General features: G+C 72.2%; 15 protein-coding genes. 7 read left to right on the forward strand and 8 right to left on the reverse strand.

What is annotated here, in order from left to right; translation table 11 throughout:
• Positions 1–9 precede the first annotated feature (9 nt).
• The 3 genes from ABEB03_RS18880 to ABEB03_RS18890 form a co-directional block, all read right to left on the reverse strand.
• Positions 10–348, reverse strand: coding sequence for a DUF3817 domain-containing protein (locus ABEB03_RS18880; protein WP_345650094.1), 339 nt, complete (start codon positions 346–348; stop codon positions 10–12).
• Between the two features lie 176 nt (positions 349–524).
• A complete protein-coding gene (locus tag ABEB03_RS18885; RefSeq protein ID WP_028804266.1) occupies positions 525–1,034 on the reverse strand; it encodes a MarR family winged helix-turn-helix transcriptional regulator in 510 nt (169 codons plus the stop codon).
• A gap of 102 nt (positions 1,035–1,136) precedes the next feature.
• Positions 1,137–2,507, reverse strand: a complete 1,371-nt coding sequence (locus ABEB03_RS18890) for an MFS transporter (protein WP_345650099.1) — start codon at positions 2,505–2,507, stop codon at positions 1,137–1,139.
• A gap of 83 nt (positions 2,508–2,590) precedes the next feature.
• On the opposite strand from ABEB03_RS18890, the gene ABEB03_RS18895 reads away from it, so the two are divergent.
• Entirely contained in the window at positions 2,591–3,574 is a 984-nt protein-coding gene (locus ABEB03_RS18895; RefSeq protein WP_345650102.1) for an ArsR/SmtB family transcription factor, read from the forward strand.
• Positions 3,575–3,701: 127 nt separating this feature from the next.
• Here the strand turns inward: ABEB03_RS18895 and ABEB03_RS18900 are convergent, their stop codons facing one another.
• Both ABEB03_RS18900 and ABEB03_RS18905 read right to left on the reverse strand, forming a co-directional pair.
• Positions 3,702–3,995 carry an MTH1187 family thiamine-binding protein gene (locus ABEB03_RS18900; protein WP_345650105.1) on the reverse strand — a complete coding sequence of 98 codons (294 nt, stop codon included), beginning with the start codon at positions 3,993–3,995 and terminating at the stop codon, positions 3,702–3,704.
• Complete coding sequence (locus ABEB03_RS18905; protein ID WP_095936710.1) at positions 3,992–4,336, reverse strand: DUF3817 domain-containing protein; 345 nt, start codon at positions 4,334–4,336, stop codon at positions 3,992–3,994. Before ABEB03_RS18905 ends, ABEB03_RS18900 begins: the two co-directional genes overlap by 4 nt.
• A 223-nt stretch (positions 4,337–4,559) precedes the next feature.
• On the opposite strand from ABEB03_RS18905, the gene ABEB03_RS18910 reads away from it, so the two are divergent.
• The 4 genes from ABEB03_RS18910 to ABEB03_RS18925 all read left to right on the forward strand — a co-directional run bounded on the left by ABEB03_RS18910 (position 4,560) and on the right by ABEB03_RS18925 (position 7,210).
• On the forward strand, positions 4,560–5,192 hold the full coding sequence (locus ABEB03_RS18910; RefSeq protein ID WP_345650863.1) for an AIM24 family protein: 633 nt from the start codon (positions 4,560–4,562) through the stop codon (positions 5,190–5,192).
• Between the two features lies 1 nt (position 5,193).
• A complete protein-coding gene (locus ABEB03_RS18915) occupies positions 5,194–5,844 on the forward strand; it encodes an AIM24 family protein (protein ID WP_345650112.1) in 651 nt (216 codons plus the stop codon).
• Positions 5,841–6,641 (forward strand): AIM24 family protein, encoded by an 801-nt coding sequence (locus ABEB03_RS18920; protein ID WP_345650115.1) that lies wholly within the window; start codon positions 5,841–5,843, stop codon positions 6,639–6,641. The genes ABEB03_RS18915 and ABEB03_RS18920 overlap by 4 nt, the downstream gene beginning before the upstream one ends.
• Positions 6,642–6,733: 92 nt before the next feature.
• Positions 6,734–7,210: a MarR family winged helix-turn-helix transcriptional regulator gene (locus tag ABEB03_RS18925; protein ID WP_028804259.1), complete on the forward strand. Its 477-nt coding sequence runs from the start codon at positions 6,734–6,736 to the stop codon at positions 7,208–7,210.
• A 46-nt stretch (positions 7,211–7,256) separates the two neighbouring features.
• On the opposite strand, the gene ABEB03_RS18930 is transcribed toward ABEB03_RS18925, so the two are convergent.
• From ABEB03_RS18930 to ABEB03_RS18940, 3 genes are all read right to left on the reverse strand, one after another.
• Positions 7,257–8,630, reverse strand: a complete 1,374-nt coding sequence (locus ABEB03_RS18930; RefSeq protein ID WP_345650119.1) for an MFS transporter — start codon at positions 8,628–8,630, stop codon at positions 7,257–7,259.
• A 553-nt stretch (positions 8,631–9,183) separates the two neighbouring features.
• Complete coding sequence (gene meaB / locus ABEB03_RS18935) at positions 9,184–10,140, reverse strand: methylmalonyl Co-A mutase-associated GTPase MeaB (protein WP_345650122.1); 957 nt, start codon at positions 10,138–10,140, stop codon at positions 9,184–9,186.
• A 40-nt stretch (positions 10,141–10,180) separates the two neighbouring features.
• The gene (locus ABEB03_RS18940) at positions 10,181–11,383 is read right to left on the reverse strand and encodes an acetyl-CoA C-acetyltransferase (RefSeq protein ID WP_345650125.1); all 1,203 of its coding nucleotides are present in this window, start codon (positions 11,381–11,383) and stop codon (positions 10,181–10,183) included.
• 146 nt (positions 11,384–11,529) lie between these two features.
• Between ABEB03_RS18940 and mce the strand changes: the two genes are divergently transcribed.
• Positions 11,530–11,970: a methylmalonyl-CoA epimerase gene (mce, locus tag ABEB03_RS18945; RefSeq protein ID WP_095936705.1), complete on the forward strand. Its 441-nt coding sequence runs from the start codon at positions 11,530–11,532 to the stop codon at positions 11,968–11,970.
• Positions 11,971–12,213: 243 nt separating this feature from the next.
• Entirely contained in the window at positions 12,214–16,062 is a 3,849-nt protein-coding gene (gene scy / locus ABEB03_RS18950; protein ID WP_345650129.1) for a polarized growth protein Scy, read from the forward strand.
• Positions 16,063–16,229: the final 167 nt, after the last annotated feature.

The raw sequence follows: 16,229 nt of genomic DNA on the forward strand, positions 1-16,229 counted from the left end.
CGGTGTGAACTATGCCTCGGCGACCGCGGGAGCGTCGTCCGCGACCCGCGACTCCAGCTCGCGCGAGATCCTGCGCTCCACGAAGAAGGCGGCCGTGGGGATCGTCCCCGCCAGCAGCACCCACAGCTGCTTGCCGACCGGCCACTTCGCCTTGGAGCCGAGGTCGAAGGCGAAGACCAGGTAGACGACGTAGAGCCAGCCGTGGGCGATACCGACGACGCGCGTGAAGTCCGCGGCACCGTCCATGTCGAGCACGTACTTGGCGATCACACCGAGGGTCAGCAGGACCAGCAGCACACCGGTGACGTAGGCCATCACGCGGTACCTGGTCAGCACGCTCTTCTTCATGGGTACGAGCGTAACCACCCCATTTGCGCGATCTTCGCGCGCCCCCGCCCCGTCCACCGGACGGGTGCCCCGCCACGCGCCCGCGGTGCCGTGCGCGCCCGCGCGGCCCCCATCGCTCCCCGTGCCGTACGCGGCGGTCCCGCTCGTCCCGCGGTGCCGTGCGCGCCGGTGCGGTCCTACTCGTCCGCGAAGTCGTGCGCCGCGACCCGCAGCGGCCGCAGCATCGCGAAGATCTCCGCGCACTCCTCCGCGTCGTACACCCCGAGGCCGAAGTCCATCGCCATCAGGTCGCGGGTGGCCGCGTCGCAGACCTCGCGGCCCTTCGCGGTGATGGAGGCGAGCGTGCCCCGCCCGTCGTTGGGGTTGGGCCGCTTGTCGACGAGCCCCGACCGCACCAGCCGGTCCACGGTGTTCGTGACGGAGGTCGGGTGCACCATCAGCCGCTCGCCGATCTTGGACATCGGCAGCTCGCCCGCCTTCGAGAAGGTGAGCAGCACCAGTGCCTCGTACCGCGCGAAGGTCAGTTCGTACGGCTTGACGACGGCGTCCACCTCGGCGAGCAGGATCTGGTGCGCGCGCATGATCGATGTGATCGCGGCCATGGACGGAACCGATCCCCAGCGCTGCTTCCAGTGTTCGTCGGCGCGGGCGATCGGATCGAAGGCAAGACTGAGGGGCTTCGGCACGCCAAAGACCTTACCGGCCGGTCACATCGTGGTCAGCCCCGTCTCGCCTTTCGGTCGCCGACCCCGGTACGACGGGGATTCCGGCCTCTCCGGCACGGGCCGTCACCGCTCTCCCGCGCTCCGCGCGACCTCCCGGTCCGCGCTCCGCACCCGCGCCGATTCCGCCCGCCGCGCCTCCACCACCAGCACGACGCAGCAGACGGTGCCCAGCACACCCGCGCCCGCGACCGCCGCCCGCACCCCGGCGAACTCCGCGGCGACGCCCGCCAGCGCCATCCCGAGCCCCTGGACGGTCATCAGCCCCGCCGTGTTCAGGGTCATGGCCCGCCCCCGCAGCTCCTCCGGAACGGCCCGCACGAACCACTGGTCGAGGCCGAGCGTGTAGGCCGAGCCGGCGCCCGCGAGCAGCAGCAGGACCAGCGACCAGCCGAGTCCGGGCCGCAGGGCGTAGCCCACGTAGGGAAGCACGGTGACGCAGACGAGCGGGAGGGCGAGCCGGGTACGGGTGGCAGGCCGCAGCCTCGCTCCGGCGTACAGCTCCCCCGCGATCGTGCCGACCGGCAGCGCGCACATCAGCAGACCGAGCCCGGCCGGACCGGCGCCCAGCCCGTCGGCGTACGGAGCGGCCAGCGCCTCGGGCGCCACGGCGAACATCGGTGGCACCCAGAACAGCAGGAGCAGCGCGCGCACACGCCGGTCGGCGAGCACGAGCCGGGTGCCGCGCAGCGAGTCCCGCACCAGGGCCCCCGACTGCCGGGCCCGCGCCGGGCGCCGCCGGGTGCCCAGACGCAGCAGTGCGGCGGACGCCAGGAACGTGCACACGGTGACGACGAGGGCGTGCCGCGGCGTGACGACGGTCAGCAACAGGCCGCCGGCCGCGAATCCGGCGAGCAGCGCGCTCTGCGAGACGATCCGCAGCAGGGAACGGCCGAGCACGAACAGGTCCCCGTCGCCGAGCACGTCGGCGAGGGTCGCCGTCCGCGTGCCCTGGAAGACCGGCGAGACCACGGCGAGCGCGCACCGCATCGCGAGCAGTACGGCCGTGGGCGCGCCCGGCGTCACCATCACGGCCACGCACCCCGCGCACAGCAGGTCGCACACCACCAGCACCCGCCGGGCCGGGAAGCGGTCGGCGACGCCCGCGAGCAGGGTTCCGCCGACGAGGTACGGCAGGAAGCCGAGCGCGAAGGTGAGGGAGCTCAGCAACGGTGAGCCCGTCAGGTCGTAGACCAGGACCGACAGGGCGATCTCGCTGACCACGAGCCCGAGCAACGACAGGGCGTGCGCGGCGAAGACGGCCCTGAACTCCCGTACCGCGAAGACACGGCCGTAGCCCGTGACGTCGGAGCCGGCGTCCGCGGCGGTCGGCACCGGGCTGCCCGCAGGTCCTGTCGGCCCCGTTCCCCCGGTGTCCTGCGCTTCCGTGTCCTGTGCTTCCGTGTCCTGTGCTTCCGTGTCCTGTGCTTCCCGCATGGGCAGCAGCGTGCCCGCACGCCGGCCGGAGCCGTAGAGTTTCGGCGTCAGCCGAATCTTCGAGATCCCGCGCGGGAGGCGCCGTGCCGTCCCTGCTGCACTTCGGGGAGGACGACCTCCTCAACTGCCGCTTCGCGGTGTCCCCGCTGTGGGAGACCCTGGAGGCGGTGCGGACCCTGAACCGTCCCGCGCGCCAGGGCTACCACGCGCACTGGCTGCGCCGGATCCGTGCCGCGGCGGCGGGGCTCGACCTCGCGCCCCTGTGGATGCTCATGCCGCACCGCGGCTACTCCCCCGACTGGCTCGGACGGCCGCCGATCGGTCCGGCCGCCGGATTCGAGGAGGAGATCGCCGCGGTCCGCGCGGCCGACCCCGAGGCGGCCCGCGAGGAGACCGCACGGTCACTCGCCGACACCCCCGGCGCCCTCGCGTCCGCCCGCGGGCGGGCCCTGCTGGAGGACCCGGTCCGCATGGTCGGGGAACTGGCCGACCTGGTGGAGGCGGCCTGGCACACCCTTCTCGAACCGGACTGGCCGCGGCTGCGGGCCCTGCTGGAGGCGGACGTCTCGTTCCACTCACGGCGGCTCGCGGAGGTCGGACTCGGCGGGCTGCTGCCGGAGATCGACCCGCGGTTCGGCTGGCGCGCCCGGACGCTGGCCGTCGAGTGGAAGGGGCTCCACGAGCGGGACCTCGCGGGCCAGGGGCTCGTCCTGATGCCCAGCGTCTTCATCTGGCCCGACGTGGTCAGCTCCTACGACCCGCCCTGGCAGCCCACGCTCGTCTATCCGGCGCGGGGCATCGGCGGTCTGTGGGCCGAACCGTCGGACCGGGCGCCCGACCCGCTCGTACGGCTGCTCGGGCGGGGTCGGGCCGCCGTCCTCACCGCACTGGCCGAGCCCGCCACCACGACGGATCTGGCGCGGCGTCTCGGGCTCGCGCCGTCCTCCGTGTCGGCCCACCTCGCGACGCTCCGCGACGCGGGCCTGCTCACCTCCCGCCGCTACGGCCACCAGGTCCTCTACGAGCACACACCCCTGGGCCTGGCGCTGGCGTCCGCAGCGGGGTGACCGCCTCCGCGCCCACGGGCGCAGGCCGGAGCGCGCCGGCCCGCGCGGGCCACCGGGACGAAGAAACCCCGGCCCATGGGCCGGGGTTCGACAAGGGACCCGTACGGAGGATCCAGGGGGCGCGGGCCTATGCGGACAGGTGCCGCTCCACCGTCTCCACCTTGGAGGTCAGACCGTCCGTGACGCCGGGGCGGATGTCCGCCTTGAGGACGACCGAGACGCGCGGCGCGCGTTCCTCGACCACGGCGACGGCGCGCTTGACGACGTCCATCACCTCGTCCCACTCGCCCTCGACGGAGGTGAACATCGCGTCGGTGCGGTTCGGCAGCCCCGACTCGCGGACGACCCGGACGGCGTCGGCGACGTACTCCCCCACGTCCTCGCCGACGCCCAGCGGCGTCACGGAGAAGGCGACGATCATGCGTTCACGATCCCTTCCTTGCGGGCGCGGGACGCGATCACCGCGTCCTCGGCCTCGCGCTTGAGCTTGCGCTCGGCGAAGAAGCCGCCGGTCGGCAGGACGGAGAGGACGAAGTAGAGGATGCCGGTCCCCGCGCTCCACTTGGCGCGGTTCCAGGCGTCCGCCCAGAAGATCACGTACAGGATGAACAGGACACCGTGGAGGGCGCCCATGACGGGCACCGCGTTGAAGTCCGTGGTCCGCTTGAGCACCGAGCAGACGAGCAGCAGCAGGAAGGAGACGGCCTCGGGGGCCGAGACCAGGCGGAGGCGGCGGAGGGCGGAGGCGGTCTTTATGTCCACGGTTCACCTTCGGTGAGAGATTCGCTGTCGACTTGATCGTCGCGTGGTGGTCGTGCGGGCGGCGCCGGGGCTCGCTTTGTGAACGCAAGCACAAGCGTCGGTCCATTGTGGCACCCGGACTCCGGACGCCCCGGCAGGGGGGTGTCGGGGTGTCCTCGGGGTCGGGATCCTCCCCGAGGACCTGTCGGCCGCCGCACCCTGCGGCTACCTTCACAGCGTGGCGATGTTCCGACTTCAAGGCAGCAAGGTGCTGGCCGTCGACATGACCGGGGACGCCGTGAAGGCGAAGAACGGCTCGATGGTCGCGTACGACGGCCAGATGGCGTTCAAGAAGCTGAGCGGGGGTGGTGAGGGGGTACGGGGGATGGTGACCCGGCGCCTCACCGGTGAGCAGATGACGGTGATGGAGGTGAAGGGGCACGGGACCTGCTGGTTCGCGGACCGGGCCTCCGAGATCAACCTCGTGAGTCTCCAGGGGGACAAGCTGTACGTGGAGTCGAGCAATCTGCTCGCGACCGACGCGGGGCTGCGGACCGGCACGACCTTCACCGGGCTGCGCGGCGCCTCGCAGGGCAACGGGCTGTTCACGACCACGGTCGAGGGGCACGGGCAGGCGGCGATCACGTCGGACGGGCCGGCGGTGGTGCTGCGGGTGAGCTCCCAGTACCCGCTGACGGTCGACCCGGGCGCGTACATCGCGCACCAGGGCAATGTGCGGCAGTCGTTCCAGTCCGGCGTGACGTTTCGCACACTGCTCGGTGAGGGCGGCGGCGAGGCGTTCCAGATCCGCTTCGAGGGCGACGGTCTGGTCTATGTGCAGCCCAGTGAGCGCAACACGATCGCGGGGGACGTGTGACATGCCGTTCCGTGAGGTGAACTCGAAGATGGTCGAGGCCACGGTGCTGCCGGGCCAACGGATGTTCAGTCAGCGCGGCGCGATGCTCGCCTACCGCGGCGAGGTCTCCTTCACCCCCAACATCCAGGGCGGTCAGGGCGGTGTGATGTCGATGATCGGCCGCCGCCTGGCCAACGAGGCGACCCCGCTCATGACCGTGGAGGGCTCGGGCACCGTGCTCTTCGGGCACGGCGGCCACCACGTCCAGGTGATCGAGCTCACCGGGGACACCCTGTACGTGGAGGCGGACCGGCTGCTCGCCTTCGACGGCACGCTCCAGCAGGGGACGATGTTCCTCGGCTCGCAGGGCGGCGTCATGGGCATGGTGCGCGGCCAGGTCACCGGCCAGGGCCTGTTCACGACGACGCTCAAGGGGCACGGCGCGGTCGCCGTCATGGCGCACGGCGGCGTCTTCGAGGTCCCGATCACCCCGCAGCGCCCGGTGCACGTGGACCCGCAGGCGTACGTGGCGCACCACGGGGACGTACGCAACAAGCTGTCGACGGCGCTGGGCTGGCGCGACATGGTCGGACGCGGCTCGGGCGAGGCCTTCCAGCTGGAGTTGAGCGGCAACGGCGCGGTGTACGTCCAGGCCTCGGAGGAGAAGCTGTGAGCGCGTACGGGACCCCGGGCGGCCCGGTCATCCACGACCCGATGACCCTGCCGGTCGACGACAACGTGAACAACTACACCTTCTGCGTGGAGCTCAAGGGGAGCCAGTGGTTCCTGCAGAAGGGGAAGATGATCGCCTACTACGGCTCGATGGAGTTCAACGGCGTCGGACACGGCCGGCTGGACCGTCTGGTGCGAACGTCCTTCCATTCGCCTCTGCACGCGAGCGACTGGGTCGTGGCGGAGGGCTCGGGCAAGATGCTCCTCGCCGACCGGGCCTTCGACGTGAATTCGTACGACCTCGACGAGGGCAATCTGACCATTCGCTCGGGCAACCTGCTCGCTTTTCAGCCAAGTCTCGCCCTCAAGCAGTCGATCGTGCCGGGGTTTCTGACCCTGATCGGAACCGGAAAGTTCGTGGCCGCATCCAACGGTCCGGTGGTGTTCATGGAACCCCCGATCCGAGTGGACCCGCAGGCCCTGGTCGGCTGGGCCGACTGCCCGTCCCCCTGCCACCACTACGACCATGGGTACATGACAGGTGTAATGGGCGGTCTACGTGCGATGACGGGCCTCGGCGGGGCCTCCGGAGAGGAGCACCAGTTCGAGTTCGTCGGGGCCGGCACGGTGCTGCTCCAGTCCACCGAAACCCTCATGGCCGAGCAGGCCACGGGGGTGGTTCCGCAGCAGGCCGGAGTGCCGGGCGCGGGCGGGGTGCCGGGTCAGCACGGGGCGCAAGCCGGCGCACCGCGTCTTCCCGGACAGCTGGGGGACCTCCAGCGTCGCTTCGGGCTGTGAGCGGTAGTCTGCGGAGTGTGACATCGAACGCGTGCGCACCGTCACACCACCGTCACTAGTTCGCCTTTCAACATTTTAGGTAGACTTCATTCATGGAGACCGAGACGGCCACGCGCTGGCTGACCGATGCGGAGCAGTGCGCCTGGCGCACCCACCTGGAGGTCAACAGGCTGTTGACGTACCAGCTCGAGAGGGACCTCCAGCCGTTCGGGCTGACGATGAACGACTACGAGATCCTGGTGAACCTCTCCGAGTCGGAGGGCGTACGGATGCGGATGAGCGACCTCGCGTCCGCCACCCTCCAGTCCAAGAGCCGGCTCTCGCACCAGATCACCCGTATGGAGAACGCGGACCTGGTGCGCCGCGAGAACTGCGAGTCCGACCGCCGGGGACTGTATGCCGTCCTGACCCCGCACGGCATGGAGACGATGAAGAAGGTCGCGCCCCATCATGTGGCGTCCGTGCGCAAGCACTTCATCGACCTGCTGTCCCCCGAGGCGCTGGAAGACCTCCACAAGTCGCTGCGGCCGATCGCCGAGCATCTGCGCGGACAACGCGGAAAGCCCTGACGGAGCGGGCGGACGGCGGGAACACCGTCCCGCCGCCCGCCGCTTCTCATCGGGACGAGGACCCCGCCGAGCCGCCGTTCGCGGAAGACGGCGCCGGACCCTGCGCGGCCGACGGTGCACCGGACGGCACGGCGGGCCGAGAGCGCCGTCCGCGGCCCGGCTCCGCCTGCCCGTCCCCCTCGCTCACCGGGCCCACGACGGGCCCCGCCCCCTCCGCCGCGGCCCGGCCGCCCCAGCCGGAGACCAGCGCGGCAAGCAGGGCCACGGCTCCCGAGATCGCGAAGCACACACTCAGCGGCAGCCACCCGACCAGCAGGCCGATCGCCGCCGTACCTCCCGAACTGCCCGCGTTCACGGCCGTGTTGACCCAGGCACCCGCCTGGGTCCGGGAACCCTCCGGAGCCGTCTCGTCCGCCAGCAGATACGCCGTGGTGAGCGCCGGAGCCACGAAGAAGCCCGCGCAGGCCACCGCGGCCGCCAGCGTGCCGAGGCCGGGGGCGAGTCCGGCGGCGGCCAGGGCCAGGCCCAGTCCGACGGCCAGCAGCGGCAGTCGGACGCGGGCGCCGGTCCGCCAGTCGACGGCGCCGTTCAGCAGGCCGCCGACCGCGCTGCCGGCCGACAGCGACGCGAGCACCCAGGCGACCACGTCGTCGCCGTGGTGCCGTTCCCCGGCGCAGGCCAGGACCAGCAGGTCGACCGCGCCGAGGGACAGCCCGACCCCGGCGGCGACGACGACGGGCCGCACCAGCGCCCGCGCTGCGCTCGGCCGGGCGGCGCCCCGCCCCGGCTTCCGCGCACCGGACGGCCGTACGTCGCGGACGGCCGGCGACGCGACGAACGCGAGCGTCCCGGCGCCCACCAGCAGCCCGCTGAGCGCGACGCCGGCCGCCGGGGGCGCGATCTGCACCAGCGCGCCGACCAGCAGCGGGCCGGAGACGAACAGCACTTCCTCGGCGACACCGTCCAGACTGTAGGCGCGCTGCAACAGCAGCCGGTCGTCGGCGAGTTCACCCCAGACCGCGCGCATCGTGGGGCCGAGCGGAGGTGTGCAGGAACCCGCCGCGACCGCGACGGCGCCGAGCACCACCGGGGGCGCGCCGGGCCGCCAGCTCGCCGCCGCGAGCGTGCCGAGGAGCGCGGCGTAGAGCAGGGCCATGGGGAGCAGAGCGGCGCGCGGACCGTGCCGGTCGACCAGGGCCGCACGCGCCGGGGACAGGAAGACGCTGGTGGCGCCGAACAGCGCCATCACCGTGCCGGCGACGGTGTACGACCCGGTGGCCCGGGTCACGGCCAGCATCACGGAGAGGGAGACGATCCCGTACGACAGGCGGCCCAGCAGGGCGGCGCCGAAGGTACGGCGGGCGTACGGGATCCGCAGTACGGCGGCATACGAGGGCCGCCCGATGGAAGGCGTGGACATGCTCGTGATTCCTCTGTCGAGGCGAAAAGGGGACACCGAGGGACCGCGACGCCGCAGCCTGCGTGCTGCCGACCGATCGCGGACCTGGGCGGGCCCTACGCACAGAGGAGGAACATGCGCCCTAACTTAACAGCGCACACGACGAGTTGACCACCAGGCCCACCACCCCTCGATCACCGCCTCGTCCGGCGCCCCTGAGAACGGGGGGCGCGCCTCAGCCCGTCCGGCACCCCTTGAGAACCGGGGGCACGCCTCAGCCCGTCCGGCACCCCTTGAGAACCGGGGGCGCGCCTCAGCCCGTCCGGCGCTTGAGGACGAGGCCGTCCAGGCCGATCCGGGGGTCTGGGGGCGGAGCCCCCAGGAACAAGGGACGGGCAGGGGCGGAGGGGGCGAAACACGTCGGCCCCGGATGCCGCTGGACAGCGGATTCCGGGGCCGGACAGGAACGGAGCAGGAGGGTGCACCCTCGGGCGGCCGTCCCACGCAGGAGGGGTCACCCCTCGGTCGGCCGACCCGCGCAGAACCTCGGTCGGCCCTTCCGCACAGGAAGAGGTCAGCCCTCGGTGAGCCCCTCCACCAGCGTGTCCGCGGCCCGGTACGGGTCGAGCTCCCCCGCCACGATCCGCTCCGCGAGCGCCCCGAGCCGCCGGTCCCCGTGCAGGTCACCGATCCGCTGCCGCAACGCGGTGACGGCGATCGTCTCGACCTCCTGCGCGGCCCGCGCCCGGCGCCGCTCGGCGAGCACCCCGTGCTCCTCCATCCACGCCCGGTGCTTCTCCAGCGCCTCGACGACCTCGTCGACCCCCTCGCCACGGGCGGCGACCGTCTTCACGATCGGGGGCCGCCAGTCCCCCGGCGCCCGCGACTCCCCGAGCCCCAGCATGTGATTGAGCTCGCGGGCGGTGGCGTCGGCGCCGTCCCGGTCGGCCTTGTTGACGACGTAGACGTCGCCGATCTCCAGGATTCCGGCCTTCGCGGCCTGGATGCCGTCACCCATCCCGGGCGCCAGCAGGACCACCGAGGTGTCCGCCTGGGAGGCGATCTCGACCTCGGACTGCCCGACTCCGACGGTCTCGACGAGGATCACGTCGCAGCCCGCCGCGTCCAGCACCCGAATCGCCTGGGGGGCCGCCCAGGCGAGTCCGCCGAGGTGGCCGCGGGTCGCCATCGAGCGGATGTACACACCGGGGTCCGAGGCGTGCTCGGACATGCGTACGCGGTCGCCGAGCAGCGCTCCGCCGCTGAACGGGGAGGACGGGTCGACGGCCAGCACTCCGACCCGCCTGCCCTGCTTCCGGTAGGCCGTGACCAGCGCCGACGTGGACGTCGACTTGCCGACGCCCGGCGAGCCGGTCAGCCCGACCACGTAGGCGTTGCCGGTGAGCGGCGCGAGCGCCGCCATGACCTCGCGGAGCTGCGGTGCCGCCCCCTCCACCAGGGAGATCAGCCGGGCCACGGCCCGCGGCCGGCCTTCCCTGGCCTGGGCCACCAGCGAGGAGACGTCCTGCATCACAGCTCCGTTCACGAGGGTTCTACGAGGAAAACGCGTGTCAGGCCTTGGGTACCCGCACGATGAGCGCGTCACCCTGACCGCCACCGCCGCACAGCGCGGCCGCGCCGACACCGCCACCGCGCCGCTTCAGCTCCAGCGCGAGGTGCAGCACGAGCCGCGCGCCGGACATCCCGATCGGGTGACCGAGGGCGATGGCACCGCCGTTGACGTTCACCTTTTCCGTGGACACGCCGAGGTCCTTCATTGACTGGACGGCGACCGCGGCGAAGGCCTCGTTGATCTCGATGAGGTCGAGGTCCTCGACCTCCAGGCCCTCCTTCTTCAGCGCGTGCAGGATGGCGTTGGAGGGCTGCGACTGGAGAGAGTTGTCCGGGCCGGCCACGTTGCCGTGGGCGCCGATCTCCGCGATCCACTCCAGGCCCAGCTCCTGCGCCTTGGCCTTGCTCATCACGACCACGGCGGCGGCGCCGTCGGAGATCTGCGACGAGGTGCCCGCGGTGATCGTGCCGTCGCGGGTGAAGGCGGGGCGCAGCTTGCCGAGGGACTCGGCGGTGGTCTCGCCGCGGATGCCCTCGTCCTTGCTGAAGACGACGGGCTCGCCCTTGCGCTGCGGGATCTCGACCGGGGTGATCTCCGCCTCGAAGATGCCGTTCTTCTGGGCGGCGGCGGCGCGCTGGTGCGAGAGAGCCGCGATCTCGTCCTGCTCCGGACGGGCGATGCCGAGGCGTCCGTTGTGCTTCTCGGTGGACTCGCCCATGGCGATGCCCTCGAAGGCGTCGGTGAGTCCGTCGTGCGCCATGGCGTCGAGCATCGCGATCGCGCCGTACTTGTAGCCCTCACGGGACTTGGGCAGCAGGTGCGGCGCGTTCGTCATCGACTCCTGGCCGCCCGCGACCACCACGTCGAACTCACCCGCGCGGATGAGCTGGTCGGCCAGCGCGATGGCGTCGAGGCCGGACAGACACACCTTGTTGATGGTGAGCGCCGGGACGCCCATCGGGATGCCCGCCTTGACGGCGGCCTGGCGGGCCGGGATCTGGCCCGCGCCGGCCTGGAGCACCTGCCCCATGATCACGTACTGCACCTGGTCGCCGCCGATCCCCGCACGGTCGAGGGCGGCCTTGATCGCGAAGCCTCCGAGCTCGGCTCCGGAGAAGGACTTCAGGGAGCCCAGCAACCGTCCCATCGGGGTGCGGGCACCCGCGACGATCACGGAAGTCGTGCTGTTCGTTCCAGACATGAGGTGCGATCCCCTTCCAGCTTGCACAGCTGAGGAGTGAACGAGGGTTTACTCGAATGTACTGAGCGGTAAGCCACGCGTCATCCGGCCCGCGGTGTGATCGCGCGCACGTTGCGTAACCACTCGCGGAGCGCTGCACTGACTCCATGCTGACGCGAATCGACCACATTGGGATCGCCTGTTTCGACCTCGACAAGACTGTCGAGTTCTACCGGGCCACGTACGGCTTCGAAGTCTTCCACTCCGAGGTCAACGAGGAGCAGGGCGTGCGCGAGGCCATGCTCAAGATCAACGAGACGTCCGACGGCGGCGCCTCCTACCTCCAGCTGCTCGAACCCACCCGCGAGGACTCCGCCGTCGGGAAGTGGCTGGCCAAGAACGGCGAGGGCGTGCACCACATCGCCTTCGGCACGGCGGACGTGGACGGCGACGCCGCCGACATCCGCGGCAAGGGCGTACGGGTGCTCTACGACGAGCCGCGGATCGGGTCCATGGGGTCCCGGATCACCTTCTTGCACCCCAAGGATTGCCACGGTGTCCTGACAGAACTGGTCACTTCGGCGGCTGTTGAGTCACCTGAGCACTGACCTCCGTATATCTGGGCCGGTAGGGTTGGGGGCGGCCGTCGCCTCAGTGCGGTGACGGCCGAGGTCCTGCCGCATTCCAGCGAGCAGGACCGAGGGCCGGGGTCCAGGTTTCGGGGGTCGAGCGTCGGGGCAGCAGCCCATGCTCCGCCGTTGATCTGACACCATTCCCCGGGGGCCCCGTTCGGAGGATGGACGGAGCTCGTTCGGAAAGACTTGCGACCAGGGGACGGATGGGACCGCGCAGTGCGGGGCTACGAACGCCAGGAGCGAGAGCCGGCGGCTGACGTCGACCACCTCTCTCGGTTCGAGGCCGAGATGGAGCGGCTGAAGACCGAGCGGGAGAAGGCGGTCCAGCACGCCGAGGACCTCGGCTATCAGGTCGAGGTGCTGCGCGCCAAGCTGCACGAGGCGCGGCGCAGTCTGGCGACCCGTCCTGCCTACGACGGCGCCGACATCGGCTATCAGGCCGAGCAGCTGCTCCGTAATGCGCAGATCCAGGCCGATCAGCTGCGCTCGGACGCCGAGCGCGAACTCAGCCAGGCCCGCGCGCAGACCCAGCGCATCCTTCAGGAGCACGCCGAGCAGGCCGCCCGGCTCCAGGCCGAGCTGCACCAGGAGGCGGTCAACCGCCGCCAGCAGCTCGACCAGGAGCTGGCCGAGCGCCGTCAGACCGTCGAGTCGCACGTCAACGAGAACGTGGCGTGGGCGGAGCAGCTGCGCGCTCGCAGCGAGTCGCAGGCCCGCCGTCTCCTCGACGAGTCGCGCGCCGAGGCCGAGCAGGCGCTGGCCACCGCTCGCGCCGAGGCCGAGCGGATCGCCGGCGAGGCCCGCCAGCGGCTCACCAACGACGCCGAGTCGGCCCGCGCGGAGGCCGAGGCGCTGCTGCGCCGGGCCCGCACCGACGCCGAGCGGCTGTTGAACGCCGCGTCCACGCAGGCCCAGGAGGCCACCGACCACGCCGAGCAGCTGCGCAGCTCCACGGCTACCGAGTCGGACACCGCCCGTCGCCAGGCCTCGGAGCTGAGCCGGGCCGCCGAGCAGCGCATGTCGGAGGCCGACACGGCGCTGCGCGAGGCCCGCACGGAGGCCGACAAGGTCGTCGCCGAGGCGAAGGATGCCGCGGCCAAGGCCCTGGCGAGCGCCGAGTCGACGAACGAGCAGCGCACACGGACCGCGAAGGAGCAGGTCGCCCGCCTGGTCAGCGAGGCCACCAAGGAGGCCGAGAACACCAAGTCCGAGGCCGAGCAGCTCGTCGCCGACGCCCGTACCGAGGCCGAGAGCATCATCGCGACGGCCAGCGAGAAGGCCCGCAGCCTCACGGCGGAGGAGACCGCCTCCCAGCTCTCCAAGGCGGCCCGTACCGCCGAGGACGTGCTGAACAAGGCGTCCGAGGACGCCAAGAAGACGACGAAGGCCGCGTCCGACGAGGCCGAGCGGATCCGTTCCGAGGCGGAGGCCGAGGCCGACCGGCTGCGCGGCCAGGCGCACGACATCGCCGAGGAGCTCAAGGGCGCCGCCAAGGACGACACCAAGGAATACCGCGCCAAGACCGTCGAGCTCCAGGAGGAGGCCCGTCGGCTGCGTGGCGAGGCCGAGCAGCTGCGTGCCGACGCGGTCGCCGAGGGTGAGCGCATCCGTGCGGAGGCGCGGCGCGAGGCCGTCCAGCAGATCGAGGAGGCGGCCAGGACCGCCGAGGAGCTGCTCGCCAAGGCGAAGGCGGACGCGGACGAGCTGCGGACGACGGCCACGGCGGACAGCGAGAAGGTCCGCACCGAGGCCATCGAGCGCGCCACCACGCTGCGCCGGCAGGCCGAGGAGACGCTGGAGCGCACCCGGGCCGAGGCCGAACGGCACCGCGCGGAGGTCGTCGAGCAGTCCGAGACGATCAAGGCGGATGCCGAGCGGGCCGCCGAGGGGCTGCGCGAGGAGACCGAGCGGGCCATAGCGGCACGGCAGGCCGAGGCCGCCGAGGGGCTGACCCGGCAGCACACGGAGGCCGAGGAGCGTCTCGCCGCCGCCGAGCAGGCGCTGACGGACGCGCGTGCGGAGGCCGAGCGGATCCGGCGCGAGGCCGCCGAGGAGGCGGACCGGCTGCGGTCGGAGGCCGCCGAGCGGATCCGTACGCTCCAGGCGCAGGCCGAGACCGAGGCCGAGCGGCTGCGCACCGAGGCGGCGGCGGACGCGTCCGCCTCCCGGGCCGAGGGCGAGGCCATCGCCGTACGGCTGCGGTCGGACGCCGCCGCGGAGGCCGAGCGGCTGAAGTCGGAGGCGCAGGACACCGCGGACCGCGTGCGGGCCGAGGCGCAGGCCGCGGCCGAGCGGCTGGCGACCGAGGGCGCCGAGACGCTGGCCGCCGCGCAGGAGGAGGCCGCCCGTCGGCGGCGCGAGGCGGAGGAACTCCTCGGCTCCGCGCGCCAGGAGGCCGACCAGGAGCGCGAGCGGGCCCGCGAGCAGAGCGAGGAACTCCTCGCGTCCGCCCGCAACCGTGTCGAGGAGGCCCAGGCCGAGGCGGTTCGCCTGGTCGAGGAGGCCGACCGGCGCGCCACCGAGATGGTCTCGAACGCGGAGCAGACCGCCCAGCAGGTGCGCGACTCCGTGTCCGGGCTGCACGAGCAGGCCCAGGAGGAGATCACCGGGCTGCGGTCGGCGGCCGAGCACGCGGCGGACCGTACGCGCGGCGAGGCGCAGGAGGAGGCGGACCGGGTCCGCGCCGACGCCTACGCGGAGCGCGAGCGGGCCTCCGAGGACGCGGCGCGCCTGCGCCGTGAGGCGGCCGAGGAGACGGAGGCCGCCAAGTCCCTCGCCGAGCGCACGATGTCCGAGGCGGTCGCCGAGTCGGAGCGGCTGCGTTCGGACGCCGCCGAGCACGCCCAGCGCGTACGCACCGAGGCGTCGGACACCATCGCGGGCGCCGACCAGGACGCCTCGCGCACCCGCGCCGACGCCCGTGAGGACGCGAACCGGATCCGTTCGGACGCGGCCACGCAGGCCGACACCCTGATCACCGAGGCGGTGTCGGAGGCCGAGCGGCTGGCGACCGAGACCGCCGCCGAGGCCGAGCGGGTCCGCGCCGAGTCCGTGGCGAAGGCCGAGAAGCTCATCGCGGACGCGACGGGCGACGCGGAGCGGCTGCGCGCCGAGGCCGCCGAGACGGTCGGGTCCGCGCAGCAGCACGCCGAGCGGACCCGGGCCGAGGCGGAGCGCGTCAAGGCGCGGGCCGAGGAGGAGGCCGAGCGGCTCACCTCGTCGGCGCGCGAGGAGGCCGAGCGGACACTGGACGAGGCGCGCCAGGACGCCAACAAGCGGCGCTCGGAGGCCGCCGAGCAGGTCGACACGCTCATCTCGGAGACGGCGTCCGAGGCGGACAAGCTGCTCGCCGAGGCGCAGCAGAGCGCGCAGAAGACCACGGCGGACGCCGAGTCGCAGGCCGACACGATGGTCGGCGTCGCGCGGGGCGAGGCGGAGCGCCTGGTCTCCGAGGCGACCGTCGAGGGCAACACCCTGGTGGAGCGGGCCCGCACGGACGCGGACGAGCTGCTGGTCGGCGCGCGCCGGGACGCGACGGCGATCCGGGAGCGCGCGGAGGAGCTGCGCGACCGGATCACCTCGGAGATCGAGGACCTGCACGAGCGGGCGCGCCGCGAGTCGGCCGAGGCGATGAAGACGGCCGGCGAGCGCTGCGACACGCTGGTGAAGGCCGCCGAGGACCAGCTCGCCGAGGCCGAGGCGAAGGCGAAGGACCTGGTCTCGGAGGCCAATTCCGAGGCGAGCAAGGTGCGCATCGCCGCCGTGAAGAAGGCGGAGGGTCTCCTCAAGGAGGCCGAGCAGAAGAAGAACTCGGTCGTCGCCGAGGCGGAGAAGATCAGGTCCGAGGCCATCCAGGAGGCCAAGGCGGCCGTCGAGGAGGGCAAGCGCGACCTGGAGGTCCTGGTGCGGCGCCGTGAGGACATCAACGCGGAGATCTCCCGCGTCCAGGACGTCCTGGAGGCGCTGGAGTCCTTCGAGGCGCCGTCCGGCGGCAAGGACAGCGGGGTCAAGGCGGGTGCCGCCGCCGGCGCAACCCGTTCGAGTGGCAAGACGTCAGAGGGCTAGCCAGAAGCACCGATTCCGTGCTTTGCCGGGACCTTTCCCACAGGCTCTGGCAAGCCCTCCGACAGCTAGCCACCCAAAAGGAGTGTCATTCTCCAGATCAAACACGTATCCGCTCGATGACACACCGCTTTGGCCCCTAGGATTCCCCTATCACCTCACCGGTCTCA

It is taken from the genome of Streptomyces siamensis, assembly GCF_039543605.1.
GTDB lineage: Bacteria > Actinomycetota > Actinomycetes > Streptomycetales > Streptomycetaceae > Streptomyces > Streptomyces siamensis.